This window comes from Secundilactobacillus paracollinoides, assembly GCF_001702155.1.
Taxonomy (GTDB): domain Bacteria; phylum Bacillota; class Bacilli; order Lactobacillales; family Lactobacillaceae; genus Secundilactobacillus; species Secundilactobacillus paracollinoides.
Map to the genome: position 1 here is coordinate 522,841 of NZ_CP014912.1, position 20,500 is coordinate 543,340.

16 protein-coding genes and 2 pseudogenes are annotated in these 20,500 nt (G+C 48.7%); 3 read left to right on the forward strand and 15 right to left on the reverse strand.

The genetic code is table 11. The features are described from left to right. Positions 1-7: 7 nt before the first annotated feature. The 6 genes from menC to AYR61_RS02115 form a co-directional block, all read right to left on the reverse strand. A complete protein-coding gene (gene menC / locus AYR61_RS02090; protein WP_065901402.1) occupies positions 8-1,117 on the reverse strand; it encodes an o-succinylbenzoate synthase in 1,110 nt (369 codons plus the stop codon). 1 nt (position 1,118) lies between these two features. Then, on the reverse strand, positions 1,119-1,919 hold the full coding sequence (gene menH / locus AYR61_RS02095; protein ID WP_056987300.1) for a 2-succinyl-6-hydroxy-2,4-cyclohexadiene-1-carboxylate synthase: 801 nt from the start codon (positions 1,917-1,919) through the stop codon (positions 1,119-1,121). Further along, positions 1,888-3,615, reverse strand: a complete 1,728-nt coding sequence (menD, locus tag AYR61_RS02100) for a 2-succinyl-5-enolpyruvyl-6-hydroxy-3-cyclohexene-1-carboxylic-acid synthase (protein WP_056987301.1) — start codon at positions 3,613-3,615, stop codon at positions 1,888-1,890. Before menD ends, menH begins: the two co-directional genes overlap by 32 nt. After that, positions 3,612-4,892 (reverse strand): isochorismate synthase, encoded by a 1,281-nt coding sequence (locus tag AYR61_RS02105; protein WP_191982270.1) that lies wholly within the window; start codon positions 4,890-4,892, stop codon positions 3,612-3,614. The genes menD and AYR61_RS02105 overlap by 4 nt, the downstream gene beginning before the upstream one ends. Before the next feature lie 385 nt (positions 4,893-5,277). Further along, positions 5,278-6,360 (reverse strand): ABC transporter substrate-binding protein, encoded by a 1,083-nt coding sequence (locus AYR61_RS02110; RefSeq protein WP_156652840.1) that lies wholly within the window; start codon positions 6,358-6,360, stop codon positions 5,278-5,280. 90 nt (positions 6,361-6,450) lie between these two features. Further along, positions 6,451-7,548: a SufD family Fe-S cluster assembly protein gene (locus AYR61_RS02115; protein WP_065901410.1), complete on the reverse strand. Its 1,098-nt coding sequence runs from the start codon at positions 7,546-7,548 to the stop codon at positions 6,451-6,453. 1,130 nt (positions 7,549-8,678) lie between these two features. Between AYR61_RS02115 and AYR61_RS02120 the strand changes: the two genes are divergently transcribed. Beyond that, positions 8,679-9,110: a GNAT family N-acetyltransferase gene (locus AYR61_RS02120; RefSeq protein ID WP_054709779.1), complete on the forward strand. Its 432-nt coding sequence runs from the start codon at positions 8,679-8,681 to the stop codon at positions 9,108-9,110. Positions 9,111-9,247: 137 nt separating this feature from the next. Then, positions 9,248-9,520, forward strand: coding sequence for a type II toxin-antitoxin system RelB/DinJ family antitoxin (locus AYR61_RS02125; protein ID WP_054709776.1), 273 nt, complete (start codon positions 9,248-9,250; stop codon positions 9,518-9,520). A gap of 385 nt (positions 9,521-9,905) precedes the next feature. Here the strand turns inward: AYR61_RS02125 and AYR61_RS02130 are convergent. From AYR61_RS02130 to AYR61_RS02150, 5 genes and pseudogenes are all read right to left on the reverse strand, one after another. Continuing rightward, positions 9,906-11,268 (reverse strand): annotated as a pseudogene (locus AYR61_RS02130) (amino acid permease). Positions 11,269-11,390: 122 nt separating this feature from the next. Continuing rightward, complete coding sequence (gene ltrA, locus AYR61_RS02135; protein ID WP_065901412.1) at positions 11,391-12,773, reverse strand: group II intron reverse transcriptase/maturase; 1,383 nt, start codon at positions 12,771-12,773, stop codon at positions 11,391-11,393. 864 nt (positions 12,774-13,637) lie between these two features. Further along, positions 13,638-14,381 carry an SDR family oxidoreductase gene (locus AYR61_RS02140; protein WP_054709774.1) on the reverse strand — a complete coding sequence of 248 codons (744 nt, stop codon included), beginning with the start codon at positions 14,379-14,381 and terminating at the stop codon, positions 13,638-13,640. Next, entirely contained in the window at positions 14,368-14,742 is a 375-nt protein-coding gene (locus AYR61_RS02145; protein ID WP_162231458.1) for a MerR family transcriptional regulator, read from the reverse strand. The genes AYR61_RS02140 and AYR61_RS02145 overlap by 14 nt, the downstream gene beginning before the upstream one ends. Positions 14,743-14,865: 123 nt before the next feature. Beyond that, entirely contained in the window at positions 14,866-15,828 is a 963-nt protein-coding gene (locus AYR61_RS02150) for a 2-hydroxyacid dehydrogenase family protein (protein WP_065901422.1), read from the reverse strand. Between the two features lie 104 nt (positions 15,829-15,932). On the opposite strand from AYR61_RS02150, the gene AYR61_RS02155 reads away from it, so the two are divergent. Beyond that, positions 15,933-16,328, forward strand: coding sequence for a winged helix-turn-helix transcriptional regulator (locus AYR61_RS02155; RefSeq protein ID WP_065901425.1), 396 nt, complete (start codon positions 15,933-15,935; stop codon positions 16,326-16,328). Positions 16,329-16,814: 486 nt separating this feature from the next. Here AYR61_RS02155 and AYR61_RS02160 read toward each other — a convergent pair whose 3' ends face one another. The 4 genes and pseudogenes from AYR61_RS02160 to AYR61_RS02170 form a co-directional block, all read right to left on the reverse strand. Further along, positions 16,815-17,591, reverse strand: a complete 777-nt coding sequence (locus AYR61_RS02160; RefSeq protein WP_056987304.1) for a gamma-glutamyl-gamma-aminobutyrate hydrolase family protein — start codon at positions 17,589-17,591, stop codon at positions 16,815-16,817. Between the two features lie 24 nt (positions 17,592-17,615). Then, a pseudogene (locus AYR61_RS02165) lies at positions 17,616-18,914 on the reverse strand (peptide ABC transporter substrate-binding protein); the annotation flags it as partial. A gap of 12 nt (positions 18,915-18,926) precedes the next feature. Further along, the gene (locus tag AYR61_RS15450; RefSeq protein WP_225353170.1) at positions 18,927-19,259 is read right to left on the reverse strand and encodes a hypothetical protein; all 333 of its coding nucleotides are present in this window, start codon (positions 19,257-19,259) and stop codon (positions 18,927-18,929) included. A gap of 338 nt (positions 19,260-19,597) precedes the next feature. Continuing rightward, positions 19,598-20,446, reverse strand: a complete 849-nt coding sequence (locus AYR61_RS02170; RefSeq protein ID WP_065901429.1) for a zinc metalloprotease — start codon at positions 20,444-20,446, stop codon at positions 19,598-19,600. Positions 20,447-20,500: the final 54 nt, after the last annotated feature.

A 20,500-nucleotide genomic window follows, 5' to 3' on the forward strand; every position in this document is an offset into this window, starting at 1 on the left:
ACAATGTTCAACCCAATAAATTCTCTTGCAGCATCATTTGCTTCTGGTAAGCCGGCAATAAACGTGGCGCTTCTTCCGGTAACTTCAACTTACCATCCGTCAACTTTACCACCCGATCACTGACCTGAGTCTCAAAAAACTGACTTGCTGGGCCCACATCTCCTGGATAACTGAGTGTTATCAGCCGTGCCAGTGACTGGCTGTAATAGCGCCCCAGGTCGCTTTCCACCATGCCGCCGACCCAGCACTGAATATGATGCTGCTGACAATAGTCCAGTATCGCTAACGCTTTCGTGAAGCCGCCGACCCTTGCTGGTTTTAAATTGATTGCCCGACAGCTGCCCATCAAAACGGCTAGTTGGGCGTCTTTGAGGTCTAATATATCTTCGTCCAAGCAGATGGGTGTCTTCAACTGACGCTGCAATTGCGCGTGGCCCGCAAAGTCACCCGATGCTAAGGGCTGCTCCAGCATGTCCACGTGAAGTGCGTCCAGTTGCTGCAATTCGGCCGCGTCGTTTTCAGTAAAGGCGCCGTTCCCATCGATGATCATTTGAATCGTTGGAAACTGACGCCGAATTTGGTTGATGACAGCAATGTCTGCCACGCCGCCAACCTTCAACTTAATGCGCGAATAGCCGGCTGCCTGAGCAGCTGCAATACGTTGCAACTGCTGTGTAAGATCCGCAATGCCCAGACTGATACCCACTTCAATTTCCGAACGCTGCTCAGTCTTCGCTTCGGCGGCCAACAACGCAGCGAGTGACTGATGTTCGGCTTGAGCTGCCAATGACCAGAGTGTCATTTCCACGGCCGCTTTCGCCATCCGGTGGCCGCTCACGTCAGGCCAGAGGTCATCCGGATTTAAGCTGCTGATGTCTCGATTCCGCTTAAGCGGTGGCACCAAGAAGCCGCGAATGACCTGCGCCTCCGAAGCCTGCATTTCCGTGTTATAGCCAGGGTTATCAAAGGCCTCGAGTTCACCAGTTGCCATCAGGCCATCAGTTGTCGTGATCTGAACCAGCGTCACGTGACGGTCGGCCAATTGCTCGTGCGCTGACGTAAACGGTTGTTTTAGCGGCAAACTGACTGGCAACATGCGTATCGAAGCAAGCTGCATGCTAGTCACCTCCAGTCAGAATATCCAAGAACGCTTCAGGCTGTTCCAAATGAACATTGTGGCCTGCGTTGGTCACAACGCGATGTTGCGCATTCGGCAGTGTCGTCATCATGGCATCAGCAAGCTTGGTGAATTTTTCATCCTGTTGGCCGGTAATGAGTGTCACTGGAAAGGTAAAGGTGGCCAGGCTTGACCAGTAATCAGGCTGACTGCCCGTGCCCATCTCGCGCAAACTTTTCGCCAGTAATTGAGGTGCTTGCGCTAACCGCCCTGCCCGCACCCGTTGCTGAGTTTCGGCAGGTAAGTTTCGTTGGGTTGCAAACAACGGTAGGGCTTCCCAGCGGTCAACAAAGTTGGTTAAGCCAGTCGTTTCCAATTGGGTTGCTAATTGCGCATCGTGGGCCTGTCGGTCAGCACGCTCTTGTGCCGACGCTAGTCCTGGCCGGCCGCTCTCAACAAATAAGTGGGCGATCAGGTCCGGATACTGGGCAGCAAACGCAATGGCGACCCGCCCACCCATGGAGTAGCCGACCACATTGTAGGTTACATTTTGCGGGTACAACTGGCCCAGCATGTCGTGTAGCGCCTCAACCTGGTTGGCCATGCTGAAGGCCGTCTCGGGCTGTGTCACCGTTGCCCCATGGCCTAATAAGTCAGGACAGATCACGGACCCCGACAGCCGGGGCTTTAGCCACTCGAAATCAATTTCAGTGCCCATGAATCCGTGCAGTAGCACCCAAATCGGTGCCCCGTTACCGCTATGAGAAACGTTAATTTGACTTGTTTGTGTTGTAATTTTCAAGAACGTCCTCCATGACTTTGTGTAACGCATCGCTTAATTGACGGTGCTGTTGCGTATTTTCTTCCCGGTCTGACGGGACTTCAATGATCCGCAGACCCGTTGGTGTTTCGTTTAAATAAGATTGCAGGTCCTCGGCAGTCGTGGCGCGCTCGTATTGCGCACCGTAAAGCTTACTAACGGTTGCGACGTCAAGATCCTGCGGCGTGCCAAAGAGTGGTTCAAAGTAGTCCTTGGCTGCGGCTTGCGGTAAAAACGAGAAGATCCCGCCGCCATTATTGTTGACGACAATGATCGTCACCTTAAGCGCGTGCCGTTTGGCCATCATCAACCCGTTCATGTCGTGGAAAAACGCGAGGTCACCAATCAGCAGATAGTTATTCGGCGTACCGCTAACTGCCGCCATGCCTAGCGCGCTGGAAACGACACCGTCAATACCGTTTGCCCCGCGGTTGCAATAGATCCGGTTATGGCCGTTATTTGGTAAATAAAAGTGGTCCACGTCGCGAATCGGCATCGAATTGCTGACAAAAATAGCGCTGTCCTGCAGTTTATTGCTCATTATCACTGGAATACGGGCCTCTGTCGCTTGAATCGCCCTAACCGACTGCCGATAAGCAGCTTCAAGTGCCTGCCAGATTTGACAGTACCGCGCCGGGGCCGGCAGTACTTGCGGGAGCAACGCCTGACACAGGATTGCCGGTGTCACCGTCAGTTGAATCTGCGTCGATAAACTGTGGTCTGCCAGTGCCTGATTGGGATCAACCAGGATCACCTGACCCGTAAACGTCTGCAGCCACTGGATCACCGTTGCCGAAACGGGGGTCGCGCCAAACCGCAGCACAACATCTGGTTGGGCGTCGCCGAGGGTGATTGCCCCATCAAACAGGATGTCACTCCCCGTTATCAGCAGGTCGTCATCCGTTTGCCGTAACTGACTGAGTGGGTCGGCTAAGATGGGCCACCGCCCTTTGTGCGCTAACGCCAACACCCCAGCCAACTCATCTTTGCTTTCCGCTGGGCCAGCCAGAATCAGCACGCGTTTGCCAGATAACCGCGCCGTCAATTGGGACAACGCCGCCGCGGTTAAAACGGCCTGTGTTACAGGTGCTGTCAATGTCTTAGGGTGGGGTTCGTTAACTGGGGCTAAATCTGGCATGAGTGGTTTTCGCAACGGCAAATTCAAATGAACCGGTCCCCGAGCGGTCGCCTGTGCTGCCATGATTGTCCGCTGCACATTGAAAGACACGTACCGCAACGTTGTATCATCCGCCGCGGGTAACGGTAATTGCACAAAAGTTTTAACATGGTTGCCGTATAACTGGTCTTGGTCAATGGCCTGTGGTGCGCCGATATTTGTCAGCTCCGCCGGCCGGTCCGTTGTCAAAACGATGAGCGGCTGATGTGTCAGCTGGGCTTCGATCACAGCGGGATAGTAGTTTGCCGCCGCGGTGCCAGACGTGCAGATCAGCAACGTTGGCTCGTGCGTCGTTTTTGTCATGCCCAACGCAAAGAAACCGGCTGACCGTTCGTCCACGTCAACGTAGAGTGAAAACTGATCATGCCCTGCGTTGTGCATCAACAGCAAGGCGACCGGCGTTGACCGCGACCCCGGTGAGATCACGATCTGTTTCACTCCCTGCGCCGCAATGGCGTCGATGATCGTCTGCACGTAGGTGGTTAACCCCTCGTTTGTCATTTCTCATCCTCCCCGAAAAGTGTCTGCAACATGGGTTTAAATTTCAATTGCGTTTCCGCAAGTTCGGTCTCGGCAACCGACTCACTCACAATGCCTGCCCCCGCAAATAGTGTGGCAGAAGCCTGACGCAGCACGGCGCTGCGAATGCCGACCACAAACTCGCCGGTCTGGTGAAACGTCAGGTAGCCGATTGGCGCGCCAAATAATCCGCGTGGCTCGTGTTCAACCTGGCCGATCACGCGCAGTGCCTGATTGCGAGGCACTCCACCCAATGCGGGCGTCGGATGCAGCGCTGCCAGTAAGGTAAATGGTGACCAGTTGCTGGCCAGTGTTCCGGTAATGGGCGTGTATAAGTGTTGCACATTTTTATTCTTTAAAATTTGCGGTGTCGTGTCATACTCGACAACTGCCTGTTGCGTCCGCAGTGTTGCGGCAATGGTGTCCACAACATAGCGGTGCTCGCGTTGATTCTTGTCATCGCGCTGCAATTGTGTGGCCAGTTGGTCATCTTGTTCTTTCGTTGTGCCTCGTGGCGCCGTGCCAGCAACCGCTGCCGTTTGAAACTGGTCATGGTCAAACTTGATCAGGCGTTCCGGTGTGTTGCTGATAAATGCCGTACCGTTGACCTTTAACAACACGTGGTAGGCTTCCGGATTCTGTTGTCGCGCATTAAGCCAGACCCGCTCAGGTGCAAAACGACGATCTGCGGTGACGCGTAACTGGCGGGCCAAAACGACCTTTTTCAATGTGCGATCACGCTTGATTTCAGCTACCGTTTCTTGCACACCAGCCGCCCATGCATCCGCGGCCACCGCCGTCTCCGTGCTCATGTGATACTGTGCTGGCAAAAGAACGTCAGCAGTATCAAGCTGGTGAAGGGTCTCTTTAAGCATTTGCTCAGCTGTCGCAGCAGTCTCCTGAATAACGCTGATGCAAAACCGACCGTCAGCTTGGCGCTGAACCATGACTGCGGGCAGGAAGAAAAAGCCGTTGGAGAGCGCACCAGTCTCATCGCTTGGCTCCTGTTCAAACGGAAAACCGCCAAGAATCGCTGCCATTTCGGTATCCCCTTCAATCGTCAGCTGCGTAAACCACGCCTGAACCCGGTCAAAACTGCCAGTCGTTGAAGTGAGTGGCTGCCAGCCAAAATATTGCGTTGTTTGCTGACTATTCTCAAAGAAAAAACGCGTCTCATGCGTGCTGGCAACGGCTGCGATTTGAGCCACATTCAGCTTTAAGTCACGCTGTGTTTTAAGGACGTACATGTGTTGATCCACCTTTTTAAATATCTTGTTTAAGATTACTACGTTTTACCGAATCAAGTATTAAAGATAGGTTCGGAAAATGGGTGATTGTTTTGATAAATTGCCATTGGATCGTGACTTCGCAAGGCATCACAAATAGATTTTCTGGGCAATTATCAGACAAACAAAAACAACCCTTGCACAGATACGAAGGCAAGAGTTGTTTTATTGAACTATCAAAGTAATTACAATTACGATTGCTTGCAACTAACACATTAAGCATTGCTATCAATGGCATCATAGCAGTCGAGGGCGGATTCTCTACAAACTGGTTCTGACTGTATTTTGATGTGAAGCCAAAGATAATTGTATGCTCAATCTGAGTGCCAAATTGCGGAATGCAACGCCCTCAACAATATTACTTAGTCGTTGGGTTTTCCCCGGCAAGAATCTGGTTAGCTTGAGTAGTCGACAAGTTGTACTTGTAGTACTTGCTGTAGAACTGCTTCGTCTTGGTGGTCATGTTCAAGTTCTTAAAGTCTGCTGGGTGCAATTTCTTGGCTGCCCAGAGCACTTGAAGGGCTTCTTCAGCACTGTAACGGTCCCATGGGAAGGTGCCTTGTGGGTTCCCGTAAACATGACCTTCTTTAACAGCCGTCAATTTGCTCAAAACAGGGTTCTTTTCCAATGCCTTGCGAGCAGCCGCATCCGTCGCTTGACCCACGATGATGACATCAGGATTTGACTTTGCTAATTGTTCCGTGGTCAACGTGATCATGTTGCCTTTTTGACTCAAAGCATTTTGCCCACCGGCATCCTTGATCCAGTCGTTCACGATCGTGTTTTGACCATCAACAATGTCCAGGTTAGCGGTGCTGACAATGTGCAACACCTTAGGCTTGGTTGAAACGCCCTTCAGGTTTGACTTGACGTAGTTGATGTTGTTGGTCAGTGTCTTTTGATATTCTTTGGCAACCTTAGGTGCTTTGCCGCCCAAAACGTCCGCCGTTAAATTAACCGACTTACGCAGACCTGCAAAGTTTTGGTACATCGCGTTGACCGTTGGCAGTTTTGCATTCCGGGCCTGTTTGATTTGGCCTGGATCAGATGAAATAACAACTTGCGGCTTCGTCTTTAACAGCGCTTCGACTTGTAAATCTTGACCCGCAAATGGCGCTTTGACCTTTGAAATACCTGGATAAACGGTCTTAAACCATGGCTGTTGTTGAATCATCTGCGTGGTGGCAACCAGTTTCTTTTGGCCACCTAACAGTAAGACCACTTGGTTATTCGCGTGCCAAAGATCGGCAACGCGCGTGACCTTCTTTGGAATCTTGACCTTCTTGCCGCTCATGTCAGTAACAACTTTGGTCGTGCTCGTACTGCTTGATGACGACTTCTTGGAACTGCTGGAGTTCCCACACCCCGTCGCAACAACTAACAGCGTTGCAACACTCACTAACCCTAAAACCAAACGATGCATCGTTCTGTTCTTCTTCATATCTGACAACCCTTTCATCCTAAACCAAATTGTGACCCAACACAGATCAACCAGACAGTTGACCCTAAGACAGAAGTCTCCCCCCGCCTGCTAGTTCGAGCTTAGCCGCCCTGCGATAGCGTCGCAAATTTGTTGCTGCACGTTTGCCGATGCCTCAGCGAACGGTGCAGTTAACCCCTTCTTTAGTGTTGCTGTATCAGCCGTTGCGGGCAGTAGGTCACCGTGACTGGCTAACGTTGAATCACCCAGTTGAACACCACATAGTGTCCCTTCACCAACGAGCTTCCCGTGGTCGGTCACCGCCGTGGTAATGGCGACCTGTTGCTGCTGGTCGGTGACTGCGGTGCTGATAATGGCACTTTGGGCACCGCTGCCGGCGTAATCCGACGTCGTTTCCGCAATGGTGTTTCCTTTGCTAATCTCGCAGACATGCCAGTTGACCGTCGCATCGCGGCTGACTACCGCGTGGCGCTTAATATAACTGGTCGTGTTCGCGCCCAAGGCATCGATTGCGGTAATGTCTAAATGACTATCCGCCCGCGCCATCACCTCAACGAGGAGGTTGGCCGTATTGGCCGTGTCCCCTTTCGTCGCCAATCGAATCGTCAACTGGCACTGGCTGCCGCTCTCAGCCACCACAAACACGTGGCTGACCAACGGCTGCGGCCGCGTGCTGTCCTGAATCAGCTCAATGTCGATTGGCTGGTCGATTTTGACGTCCTTAGGCATGTATAGAAAGATGCCGGAACTCAGATAAGCCAAATGGTAGCTGGTTAATCGGTTGGTCGTGCTCGGAATCATTTTCGACATAAATCGGCGCTCGATCAACTGCGGGTGCTCTCGCAAAGCGGTGAAAACATCCGTTAAAACGACATCCTGGTCGTCGAGGTCATCTGGTAATGAATTGATGATCGATTTTTGCCCCAACTGAACCAGTTGAATTTGCTGGTCATCCGGCTTAATGGTTGCCGCTAAGTCACGGTCGGAGCGCCGCCACTCGATTTTATCCAGCGGCATCAACGGCCACTCATCAATGGTCAGCCCCTGTGCTGTTGGCAACGGCAGTGTCGCCAGCTGATCTAAGGCCGCTAACCGGCGATCCACAAACCAGTGAGGTTCTCCGTGCTCGTTTGCAGCGTCTTCAAGGTTTGCTTTAAGCGTTGCTTCATCCTGAACTGCATCTGTCATGCGTAAAGATCCTCCCATTTACAGTGTTGTAACGCCACCGCAGCGACTGCCCCAAATATGACGCTAGTATGTACGATTGGTAGCTAGGTTAAGGACATTTCATTTAAAAGCCCATCGCCGCGGTGTCTGATTAACATAATTTCATTATAAGTGACCGCATTTTTGAAATGAATTAGGCATTTCCCCAATAAAAACCGCTTTCAATTTGCGTCTGGATTTTGCTGCCATCGCTTTCCAGTTATATATAAACCGCCAAGGCTAAAAGACAACGCGCAGTACGGCCGACTTAAAAATTTTGATAAGGGAATCCCCATGTTTTTTGCAACAAACGGCATGTAAACGACGGATGATGCTATCATAATTTATAAAATCAGAATAATTGCTAGCATATTTCAGGAGGTTCCTTCATGTCACCAGAAAAACCATATTACGATAACGCCTACGTCACGCTCTACACAAAAACACCAGCGACTATGCGGATCGCTGGTGTTTTTTATATAAGGTTTAAAAGGGGTAGAGGAAAATTGAATTTACTTTTTTGGGGAAAAGTGTGTGTGTTGGTTCTCCTCTGATTGTGTTGCTTGTGTGTTATTGGGTTGTGTGTGTTTAGGGGTTGAATCTATGAGATGTTAAGCGTGTCGTCTCGCCCGTAAAGTCACCAGACTAATGGTGGCTACAGTCAGTAGAGCGGGAATAACTGCTAAGGTTTTTTTCATGGGCATTTCCTTTCAGGGTTGAAGTTATCACTGTGATAGATGTACTCGTGTATCTCTTGTACTTGAGTACACTGATAACTATATAGACAGCAGCTTAAAGACAACTTAAAAGAGTTTGAAGAGCGTGAAGAAGGGCGCTTAGAGGGCGGAGTGTAAGTAACTCTGGCATAAATCCCCGAACTTGGGATTTGTGCCAGAGTTGCTTACACAGGAGCCCTCTGCCCTTCTGAACGCGTTTCCGCTAGATAAACGAGAAAGCCACCCCGCAAATAAATAATTCACCTCCTTTAAGAAATAACATCGGGTATAGAAGCCTCCCTCATTTAACCAAAAACCACATCACCCCTACCCATTCCCAACCAACCTGCGTATAATAAACCCCAAAACCAACTCAACAAGAAATGAGGCACCTCTATGAACTGTCACACAGGATCAGAACCATGGAACCACGCAGCCGCCCTCTTTGTCCGCATGAACGTTTTTGTCCAGGAACGCCACATAGCAATTGAAGATGAATTCGACGACAACGACACGCCGGACATGGTCTATGCTGTCTGCTATGCAGATAACGAAACACCTGTCGCAACTGGTCGTTTCCAGGTCATCGATGCAACGACCATGCGTCCTGGGCGGATTGCGACGTTAAAAGCCTATCGTGGTCAACACCTTGGCGCCCAGATTATTGCAGCCTTGGAAGAAGTCGGTCGCAATGAAGAGTTTGAAACATCGCTTATTCATAGTGAGCTGACTGCTCAAAAGTTTTACGAAAAACAGGGTTACCATTTCGTTTCCGATGTTTATGAAGAAGATGGTGTCCCGTGCGTGAACGTTGAAAAGACGCTCTAAATCCAGAAATAATTTAATAAAATCTAATAGTTGACTAATAAAGCAATTAAACAAATCATCATTTTTATGCACAAATGTCCGTTAACTTGTTGCATACACACCTAATCTCAGATATTATCAAGGTGTGAGGTGATTTCATGGCAGGTAAAAAGCAAACGCTGCTCACTGTTAAGCTGGATGCCGACCTTAAAGAACAGACCGAGACTGAACTCCTAAATCTGGGTCTGTCTTACCAAACGGCGATTAAATTATTCTCCCAAGCAATCGTCAAGGATGGTCGCCTTCCCTTTGAAACCCCTAGTGATTTTTTTGAGTCAGAGCATAATCAGCTCGTTGTTCGTCAGGTTGTTGATAACCTCATTGGTTGTCAGGAAAGATCACTGAACTCATTGTCGAAAGACCAAGATTAAGTTACTCCCAAAACACTAAAAGAAGCAGGAAAATGTTTTTTTCCTGCTTCTTCTTTCCTTTTTTAAAGTACGTTTTTATCTTTATTTGAAAAGAAACGATTCCAGTCCATTGTTAGGCATGTGTGCTGAAACGGTTCTGGAAAATAGAAGCGTCTTTCTATTTCACATAGTGGAAACGCGTTTCGCAAGGAACGAGGCTAACGTGTAACGGACTCTGGCAAAGAAGTCAGGCCCGGACTTTTCTTTGTGGTTCTCTGTCCTCGAGTCGAAACGCGCTCCGCAAGGCACGGGGCTAACGTGTAACGGACTCTGGCAAAAAAGTCAGGCCCGGACTTTTCTGCCAGAGTCCGTTACACACCGCCCCTAACCCGCCTTGCTCCGCGCTCTACCTCGTTTCCTTCAACGCCGGCTTATAAACCACCTGATAAACCCCAAGCAGCACAACAAACACAGCAAGTGAAATCAGCATCGAGACGCGCGTGCTAGCGTTGATCAGCAAGAATACCAAAACCGCGCTGAAGAAAATTAGGCTTGCCCAGTCTGTCAACGGGTAACCCGGCATTTTAAACGTTTCTGCACCCGCTGGATTTGCTTGTCGGTAGCGAATGTGGCACCAGATCAGCACGATCCAGACCAGCACGAAGTTGATCGTCGACACCCCGGAGATGAGGCTGAACACACTGGCCGGCATGATGTAGTTGAGGACCACGATAATCATCAGCACCATTGTCGAAAAGTTCAGCGATGCGTTTGGAACACCATTTTTATTCAGACTCATAAACCGCTTTGGCGCGTTGCCGCCGCTGCTTAACGCATGCAGTGTCCGACTGGTACTGAATAAACAACTGTTGGTGGCGGATAAGGCCGCGGTCAGCACAACGAAGTTTAAAATTCCAGCGGCACCGGTGATCCCAATGCTGGAAAAGACCTGAACGAAGGGGCTCGTTGTCGTGGTGATGTCGTTCCATGGATAGACGGCCATGATAGCAATCATTGACCCGACGTAGAAGAGCCCGATTCGAATCGGCAGACTGTTAATAGCTTTTGGCAAATTTGCTTTCGGATCGTCCGTTTCGCCAGCAGTCAGGCCGACCATTTCAATGCCGACAAAGGCGAAGACGACCATTTGAAATGACATCAAGAAGCCGTAACCACCCCGTGGCGAAGAAGCCGCCGTGACTCACCAAGTTACTAAACGACGCTGCCTGACCGTCAACGTGAAAGCCGATAATGGCCAGTGCGAACCCGACCACCACGAGGATAATGATTGCGGCCACCTTGATGATCGAGAACCACGATTCCAATTCCCCAAAGAGCTTAACGTTGACCTTGTTTGTCGCATACAGCACCACAAGAATAACGAACGGCGCCACCCATTGCGGCAAGTCCTTGAACCAGAATTTCATGTAGATCCCAGTTGCGGTCAGGTCAGCCATGGCCAGACTGATCCAGCAAAACCAGTACATCCAGCCCGTCACAAATTCAAACCGGTCACCGAGATATTGTTTCACAAAATCAAGAAACGAGTGCTTGCTGGTATCAGACAGCAGCAGTTCACCGATTGCCCGCATCATGAAGAAACAAAACAGACCAACGATCAGGTACGCCAAAATAATGGACGGGCCGGATGTCTTGATGGCACTCCCGGAACCAAGAAATAGACCGGTTCCGATGGCTCCGCCAATGGCAATCATTTGAATGTGCCGGCTCTGTAATGAGCGTGATAACTTTTTCTCATCTTTTTGCATATAGTGCTCCTTTTCTTCGCTGCTGATCCAAAACGGGAATCGAGTAGGAGGTAATTGATTAATTCAATTACCGACCTCTCACACCACCGTACGTACGGTTCCGTATACGGCGGTTCAATAATTTAAGCACTTTGTATTGACTGGAGTGTCTTGCTCATATTGATGAGTCCAAGGCGTTCCAGTCTTTTGTTTGTCAGAGTATAGGTCAATGTCTTGCTATGCGCAGTTCGCCAATAACCCTTACGGGTATTGGCCATTGTATAAGCACTGGTGCCAGAAAGCCCCAGTTTTACAAGATGATTGACCTTTGTTTTGAGCTTCTTCCACTGTTTCCAAATATACTGGCGAATCCTTGCTCGCAACCATTCGTCTAAGTGACGGATAAAATTGGTCATTTTCCCGACCGAATAGTACTGTAACCACCCACGCATCTTTTGATGAATCTCGTTAAACACCAGGTTTAACGAAACGCCCCGATTGCGCTTGGTCATTTTCCTGAGTGCAGACTTGATGCGTTGCTTGGCCTGCCAAGCAGGTCGCGCATACGCACCTCCTCGACCAACCCCCAAGGAAAATCCCAGGAACTTGGCCCGCAGAGGCGAACTTACTGATGTCTTGTCCTCATTGACGGTGACCTTTAGGTCGCCTTCAAGAAAGCGAGTAACATTAGTCAGAACCCGTTCTCCAGCACGTTTGCTTCGGACATAAATATTACAATCGTCCGCATAGCGGACAAACTTATGACCTCTGGAAGTTAACAGCTTATCCAGTTCGTTGAGATAAATGTTAGCCAAAAGTGGCGATAAGGGGCCACCTTGAGGGGTGCCTTTATCACTTCGTTCAAATAGACCACCATTCATGACACCGCTGGTTAGGAAGCGACGAATGAGATGCAGTATCCATGGATCCGTAATATACTGCTCAATAAATTTAATAAGCAGATCGTGGTTGACCGTATCGAAGTATGCTTTTAAATCGAGATCCACGACATAGTGATAGCCCTGATTGTAGAACTGAACCACTCTATCAATGGCATCTTTAGCACTTCGATTCGGTCGGAACCCAAAACTATTATCTGAGAAGACACGCTCAAATGTTGGCACCATGACTTGCGCCATGGCTTGTTGAACAAGTCGGTCAATCACAGTTGGTATTCCGAGCTTGCGTTTACCACCATTAGGTTTTGGAATTTCAACCCGCTTAACGGGACGAGGCCGATAGGTCTCGTTTTGTAAAGCTTGCAGTAATTCCTGTTTATGTTTCCTCAAGTAGGGCAACAGTTCGTCAACGGTCATTCCGTCTAGTCCTGCTGCACCTTTGTTTCTGCAGACGCGAAGATAAGCCTCGTTCAGGTTATTTCGGTCTAAGACTAACTCTTGAAACTTAGTGCCGTTCATCATCGTATTTTCACCAGAGTCAGCGCTACGCACCCCGACTTGTTCTTGGGCTTCCAGTCCTACTGTCCGCCGGCGGTCAGCTTTTTCTGTATTCTGCGGTTGTTGCACTGTCTCCACCTCCAATATCAATGATGACCTATTATTGTTCAGCCCTTCGTGGCAGATACCACTACTATGGCCTCGGCTGACTCCTGTATCGTTCTGCACCACATCACTGCGATGTTTGTTCCTGTGGCGCTTAGCGCGCCTCTTGTCGGGAACGTACGATACAGGCCTCCCCGGGTAAGAACGCCCACTTTCGTACCATGTCATTGCCAGCTTTACTGCGATGGCCTCGAGTAGTATTGGACTTTGGTTTGTTTGGCAACCTCGTCCGACCAACACAGCCTTATAGCTGATTCTTGTACATCAATGCGGTACTTTGTCGCCGACTTCCTTCAGATTCCACCTCACGATGGACACCCTTGTCATTGACTTGCGGTTCCGACTACTACGGCCCGCAACGGACTTTCACCGTCTAGTTGGCGCCCATGCCGGGCGCACCAGAAAAAGGACGTCCCTCGTACTACTTCCTAGTACAAGGGGCGTCCTTAACGCTGTTCCACCCAAGTTTCACAGGCCATATGCGGTCTGCCTTTTGTCGCTGATAACGGTTGCGCAACCTTGTTTGAAACTGCCATTTTTCCGGTGTCGGTTCTCAGCAATTCACCGACTCTCTGTTAGTTCGCTAACTTGATTCTCATTGTACTTTAATTTTAAAAAACGTCAAGCACATTTTTCACGAACAATTCATTCAAATATCTAATAAATGTTGCTAATTCAGCGATTATTACACGTCAAACTTTTTTTAATTCGGGTTCAGCATGTTGCGATAAGTTATTATGATACTTGATTTTGGGGTCGGTGTCAAAAGCAAAAAGATTTATAACATGAAGATGCGCCAATGTAACTTTTCACTGATTAATATTTTCCTCACATAAACTGTTTTGTAGGGCGCAGCACTATTTCATTGATTGAGGTATTTTCTGGCGTATTAATCGCAAACTGAACAGAACGCGCGACTTCATCAGCGGGAATAGCTGTCGAACCATAAAACCCTTTCATGGCATCACTCTGTTCCGGATCTGTCACGTGCTGTGGCAACTCAGTATCAATGGCACCTGGCGAAACTACAGTTACACGAATATTAGAGTCTGACTTTACTTCTTCTTGTCGGAGGGCTTCACTTGCCGCCCAAACACCAAACTTGCTGGCTGCGTATGGACCAGAAGCAACTCCTGAAACGTGTGCTGAAATAGATGCGATATTAACAAATTGACCTGATTCTTGAGCTCTCATTTGCGGAAGTGCAGCGTCAAAACCATATAAGGTTCCCTTTAGGTTAACATCAATCGTTCTATCCCATTCGCTTACTTTTCCATGACTAAACTCAGATAAAGGCATGAGTCCAGCATTATTCATCCAAACATCGATCCGACCAAATTCATCCACAGCGACTTGCGCAATATTTTTGACATCTTCTAACTTTGATACATCAGCTAAGACATAAATAGCTGTTCCACCATTAGCGTTAATGTCACTAACCAGTTGTTGTAACTTTTCCTCACGTCGAGCAGCTAACACCATTTTGTTTCCATCACTGGCTAATAATTTAGCCGTGGCTTCACCAATTCCGCTTGAAGCACCCGTAATGACGATAACCTTATCTTTTGCCATTTTTGTCAATCCTTTCTTTGTCTGCAATTTGTTGATGAAGTGCAATTTTGTTAATTAAATAGTCCCGAGTTGATTCTAATGCCGAAATTTGGGCGTCCAACCTTTTTTTCGTGTCTTTAAGTAACTTCACAGATAGTTCGTGATCATCATAGTTTGCAAAAATCTGTCGAATACCTTCTAAGGACATCCCAACATTCCGATAATGCGCAATTGCGATTACCGCGTTAACACTTGCATCATCAAAGTTTCGAATACCGCTTTTTGTTCTTGGCACATCAAGGAGTCCTTCGCGTTCATAAAATCTTATGGCGTATGGACTAACACCTGTTAATTTTGCAACTTCCTTTATTGTCGTCATCATTATCACCTCGAGGATTAGACCCATCGTATAAAGTTAGACCGGGTGTAAGTCAAGTAAAAAACAAAAAAAGTCCCTCAATCTGTGGATTTACCTGATTGAAGGACAATTTTTTAATAACTTCACTTACTTGTTCACAATAAACTTAATTTTATTTCCTTTATCGCCAGCCATCACGTTGTCCGCAACAATGGTTGCCATTGCGTCCCGGGCTTCCACCGTAGCATTCCCAACGTGAGGGGTCAGGATAACGTTCTTCAATGTCTTGAAGCCGTCATCAACTTCTGGTTCGTGTTCGTAAACATCAAGGGCAGCGCCAGCAATCTCACCACTCTTTAAAGCATCCAACAAGGCTGCCTCATCGATGATCGGTCCCCGACCAACGTTGACGATCGAGGCGGTCTTCTTCATCGCCTTGAAGACATCGGCGTTGAACTGATGGTGGTTTTCAGGCGTTTGAGGGGCGTTGATCGTAATGTAGTCACTGGTCTTAACGAGGTCATCAAATGACTTGTAGGTCACCTTCATTGACCGTTCCTCTGGGTCAGACAACTGGTTTGGCTTGTAGTACTGAACGTTCATGCCCAGTCCGTTAGCTTTACGAGCCACGTCACTCCCAATATTCCCTAGACCCACGATACCAAGCGTTTTGCCGGCAATTTTGTGGCCCAAGAAGTACAGTGGTGCCCAGCCAGGGAACCCTTCGTGACGCATCTTCTGGTCACCTTCAACAATTCGGTGACTTAGTGCTAAAATTAAACCAATGGTCACTTCAGCAACCGCATTCGTTGAGACCGCAGGGGTGTTGGTCACAGGAATACCCTTTTCCTTTGCGTAGGCGGTGTCGATATTATTAAATCCAGCACCGAAGTTGGCAATTAATTTGAGTTTTGGTGCGGCGTCGATGATGGCCTTGTCCACCTTGGTTGATAACGGGGTGATCAAGAAATCAATGTCGGCCACTGCCTTGAGCAGTTCATCATGAGAAATAAGACCTTCGCCAGCGAAAGTCGAGACGTCCAAGCCGTTTTCAGACAATTTTTCAGTCGCAACCTCTGGCAATTTTGCTGATAAATATACTTTACTCATTATGATGTCCCTCCTGACTTATTGTTAACGCTTTCATTATCGTTCAATTCACTATAAATTACAATAACGCACTTTTTAGTAACCCATGAAAGGAAGTTCGAAAAATGACTGATCTTGTTCGTGGCGAAGTCCAGGAAAAGCTGATCAACGGCGTTTTCAACTGTCCAAAAGAGTTCACCCTTTCCATGTTTAGCGGCAAATGGAAGATCAATATCATCTACCATTTAGGAAAGGAAGGCGCCTACTACTTTTCTGAAATCCAACGTCTCTTGCCAGCGGCTTCACATAAAGAACTTTCAGAAAAATTGAAAGAATTAGCCGCTGATGGTCTCGTCGACCGTAAGCCAGTGAAAGATCAACGTGTAACCCTCACCCCACTTGGTGAAACGCTGCTGCCCATCGTCAACGCAATGTATGATTGGGGCACCAAACGGCTGCAGGAACTGCAGTTGGCTGGCGATGTGACCTTTGGCTTGGGTGAAGTTAAAAATACTGATTGAATGTTCCTGCCATACTGTCGCATCAACTGTCCTACATTCTCCATTACGTCACTGTATGTCTAAGAGTTCACAACATTGTCTCATCCACTTAAGTATTAACGCATCCATTTTCACACTGTGTACAAAGCATAGCTACTAATGGTGGACTTGCAGTCGAGGGCGGATTCTCTTCAAACTAACCTTGACTGTATTTCGATGCTTAACCAACATAAACAGACTGCTCAATGTCAGTGGAATGGAGCGATTTGGCACGGAGTCGTGGTGTCGACATCAGTTAGCGACCGTTTTCTGGTCGGTTACTGATGTGTGAGACGATGGAGATCCATTCGAGAGCTGCGCAGCAGAAATCGAATTAGCTTCATCGCGAACCACTACGACGGAGTGCCAAATCGCGCAATGCAACGGACTCAAAACACTATCCAAAAGCCTAAAACAACCATCAGATACCCAAAACAGGGATGTCTGATGGTTGTTTGCATAAAAAAATTAATCTTCAGAAAGGTCGATCATATCAGGTGCTGTCCCGTCTTCGCGGGCTTGACGCCATTTAGCAACACGGTTCATGAAGCTGGTGAACAGCGCCATTTGCTGGTCGTTGACTTGGAACATGGTTTCAGGATGCCACTGAACGGCTGCAATCAAGTCGCTGTTTTTGGTCTCGACTGCTTCGATCACGCCGTCATTTGCGGTCGCAGTCACTTTCAAGGCGCCAGAAACCTTCTTCACAGCCTGATGGTGATGACTGTTCACTAAGATCGGTGAGGCACCGTTCAACGCAGCAGCTAACAGGGAGTCCTCTTCAACGCTAACGTGCTGAGTCCCCTGAGCCATGGGCGCCTTTTGAAAATGTTGTTGAACAGGTGTATCAAACTGTGACTCAATGTCCTGATACAGACTGCCGCCTAAGGCAACGTTGATGACTTGTAACCCGCGGCAGATCCCCATGATCGGGATGTTGTGTTCCACTGCTAATTTAACAAGTTGAATGCCGCTCTCGTCCAAGAGTGCATCCGTATCGCCCAAACGTGGATGTGGTTCTTCCACGTAAAATCTCGGTGCGACGTCAGGGCCGCCTGGCACCAGCAGGCCATCCAACAGGTCAATGTAGCTGGCCATCAACTTGGGTTCGCGCGTTGGAATCATGATAGGCACACCGCCTGCTTTGACAATAGCGGCAACTTCCGGTTGGTTCACGTTGTTTCTGATTGCGTAGTTGAATTCCCGTGCTTCAGCCGGGATTCCAATAATGAATGGTTTGCTCATGACGGTAGCCTCACTTTTTAGTTTTTATTTCCAATAAGCGTATCGATACAGTGTATCACGTAATAATGTCGGCTGCACACCAGCAACCTTTGAACTAATCAAGGTTGCCTTGGTACTTTGATACAACGGCGTGAAGCCTTGGTTCTTAGCAAGCATCTTCGCGGCTGCCTGCATGGTCGTGTACCGCGCCGAAGCCGACTGCTTGTCATCCGTGATCGTCTTGATCAGACTTTCATACTCGGCGTTATGGAACCGGCCAAAGTTGATGGCGTTTGTGATCGAAGCTTTGTTTAGGAAGTCTAACGGATCCTTGAAATCGCTCGTCCAGCCCATGGAAGCCAACTCAAAGTTGCCCTTTTCCATCGCTGAAATCTCGTTGTTCAGAGGGACCGTCGTTAGACTCACTGTGATGCCCTTCAAATTTTGCTGAACGGTGCTTTGAATGTACTCCCCAACGGCCTTGCTGACGTCATCATCAGCCGTCATCAACTGAATATGAAGTTTCTTCTTGCCTAACTGCTGTTGCGCCTTGGCCCAGTATGCTTTGGCCTTTTTGACGTTGTAGGGATAAAGATTGCCGGTGTCTGCGTTAAAGTCCTTGCCCGTCGATGGATTACTGAAGTTCCCCTCAGTAACCGCACTTTTGGCTGCAATCGACTTATCCTTCAGCACGTTCTTCACCAGCGACTGTCGATTGATGGCGTAGCTGACAGCCAGCCGCAAATTCGTGTTATTGAGCGTCTTATGCTTGGAATTCCAATCCAAGTAGGCCAGTCGGTTACTCTTGGTGATGTGCAACTCCTTGGCCAGCTTACCTGTCGATGCCGCCTGAACCTGTGTCCCAGTCAGGGTCGTCTGCTGAACGCTGTTTGACGCAAACAAATTTTGGGCGGTCGTCACATCCTTGACCGTTTGCACGTCAACGGTCTTGATCCGAACGCTCTTTTTGTCGTAGTAATCTTTGTTTTTGGCATAGGTCCACGTGTCGCTCGTCCCATTCCAATTCTTCAATACATATGGCCCGTCACTCAGCGTTTTTGCTGCACTGCTGCCATAATTACTGCCGTATTTTTCAGTGAATTTCTCGTTCAATGGATACAGTTCTGCCGCCAACCGCGAGTTAAACCACGGCGTTTTTTGCGTTAACGTGATCCGCAGCTTTGTCTTCGATAGCGCCGTCACACCAAGGTCCTTCAGTGGCAACTTACCATTGTTGATCGCCGTGGCGTTCTTAATTTCAGCAATGTGGCCGACTTCCTGTGACTTGGTCTTAGGATCAGCCTGCCGCCGCAAAGCGTAAACGAAATCCTGCGCCGTGACCGCTGTCCCGTTTGACTATTTCGCATTCTTTCGCAGCGTAAACGTGTAGGTCTTACCGCCGTTAGTTGGCTTAACGACCTTCGTGGCAATCCCTGGGATAATTTTGCCCTTCTGGTTCGTGGTGTAAAGCCCCTCATAGACCTGCGCAATGGCAGCCTGACTCACGACATCAGTCGCCTTCGTTGGGTCAGCCGTTGCCATGGCTTGACTCGCCGTTACCTTTAATGGTTTCGTTTGTGTCCCTGTTTTTTGCATGCCAGTGCCGCTGCTTGACTGCCCACAAGCAGCCAGTAGCAACGCTAACCCAAATACTGAAAGTCCTATTCCGATTTTTCCTCTAGACGTCATCCTCAGCGTCTCCCTTTTTATCACACTGGCTAGTGCCAAAAAAGTCCCTACTCGTTGAAACGAATAGGGACTAAACAACGCGTTACCACGCGGCCGTATCGGTTACATCCTGCTTGATGAGACAACGATGATCTCTGAACGTAATTGACCCGAAACGTATCAACTGCTATCCGCATTAGTCACAACGTGTTGCGATGTTTGTTTGGTCTATCAATGCAATTTGATGCCCAAATACTATTCTATTTTGCTAGTTTTGTCAATTGTTTTCTTTTTAAAAGTAAGTGAAAATAGTCAGCAAGAAACCGCTCATACGTTGGGTTACTGATACCTGAATCCCCTTACCAGTACCCTAGGAGTTGACTCAATTCTGCCCGCCGAACATCCCGGAATGATAAACTGCTAGATTGGCGTTGCGTATCCGCAGGGTCTTTCGGTCCCGTCCACGTGTACTTGCCGGCGACAGGACTGCTGACATTGCCTGAACTTGCAGGCGCGTACATCCTATCCGAGAGGTACGGCGTATGATCCAACCCTAAAGCGTGTCCGAATTCATGGGTCATCGTGCCTGACCAAAACGCTTGATAGGTTGGAGCAGCCGCCCTCTCAGCAGTAAGCAATTTTTGATAATACTGTGTCGCGCTGGCATAGGCGACCTGTCTTGTGTGCCCTGTTGAAGCGTTATAGCGGGCCTTTTGTGCTAAGTAGTCTGCCGTTAACCGCCGAGTTGTTGCTGTATTGGCAACCTCATCCACATACGTTGCGTTCTGTAAGTGCGTGCTGTTGAGATAGATTATGTTGCCCGTAATTAAGCCATCCCAATCCTGACTTGGTTTTGTCGTCACTGTTAACTGATGTGCCGTGGCCGTCCCAAATTCGAAGACTGTCTGCCCCAACGCGTGATTCCAAGTGGTCATTGCTGTCTGAACAAATGGCCGTAGCTTGGACTGCGTGACATAGACTTGAATTTGGTTGTGGTGAAAACGAGCTACGTCACCCACCAAATTATACTGTTTTGTAAGGATTGCCTTATTTTGAGCATAATAGTCAGGTGATTGGTGCAGTAACGTCGTGCTTGGCATGAGATCGGTCCCCGTTTCCCAGAGCGTAGCCGCTTGAGCTTGCGTTCCAGTGAAGCCAACGACGCCAAAAACCAAGCCGACCAGCAATCCTATCAATTGTTTTTTCATCCTCAACGCCCCCCTTTAACCAGTTGTTACCCCCGTTAACTATCTTGTGAAGCC

Coding starts and splice junctions, on each gene's coding strand:
- menC (WP_065901402.1), bottom strand. CDS start 1,117: ATGCAGCTTGCTTCGATACGCATGTTGCCAGTCAGTTTGCCGCTAAAA.
- menD (WP_056987301.1), bottom strand. CDS start 3,615: ATGACAAACGAGGGGTTAACCACCTACGTGCAGACGATCATCGACGCC.
- AYR61_RS02110 (WP_156652840.1), bottom strand. CDS start 6,360: ATGAAGAAGAACAGAACGATGCATCGTTTGGTTTTAGGGTTAGTGAGT.
- AYR61_RS02115 (WP_065901410.1), bottom strand. CDS start 7,548: ATGACAGATGCAGTTCAGGATGAAGCAACGCTTAAAGCAAACCTTGAA.
- AYR61_RS02120 (WP_054709779.1), top strand. CDS start 8,679: ATGAACTGTCACACAGGATCAGAACCATGGAACCACGCAGCCGCCCTC.
- AYR61_RS02125 (WP_054709776.1), top strand. CDS start 9,248: ATGGCAGGTAAAAAGCAAACGCTGCTCACTGTTAAGCTGGATGCCGAC.
- AYR61_RS02140 (WP_054709774.1), bottom strand. CDS start 14,381: ATGGCAAAAGATAAGGTTATCGTCATTACGGGTGCTTCAAGCGGAATT.
- AYR61_RS02145 (WP_162231458.1), bottom strand. CDS start 14,742: ATGATGACGACAATAAAGGAAGTTGCAAAATTAACAGGTGTTAGTCCA.
- AYR61_RS02150 (WP_065901422.1), bottom strand. CDS start 15,828: ATGAGTAAAGTATATTTATCAGCAAAATTGCCAGAGGTTGCGACTGAA.
- AYR61_RS02155 (WP_065901425.1), top strand. CDS start 15,933: ATGACTGATCTTGTTCGTGGCGAAGTCCAGGAAAAGCTGATCAACGGC.
- AYR61_RS02160 (WP_056987304.1), bottom strand. CDS start 17,591: ATGAGCAAACCATTCATTATTGGAATCCCGGCTGAAGCACGGGAATTC.
- AYR61_RS15450 (WP_225353170.1), bottom strand. CDS start 19,259: ATGACGTCTAGAGGAAAAATCGGAATAGGACTTTCAGTATTTGGGTTA.
- AYR61_RS02170 (WP_065901429.1), bottom strand. CDS start 20,446: ATGAAAAAACAATTGATAGGATTGCTGGTCGGCTTGGTTTTTGGCGTC.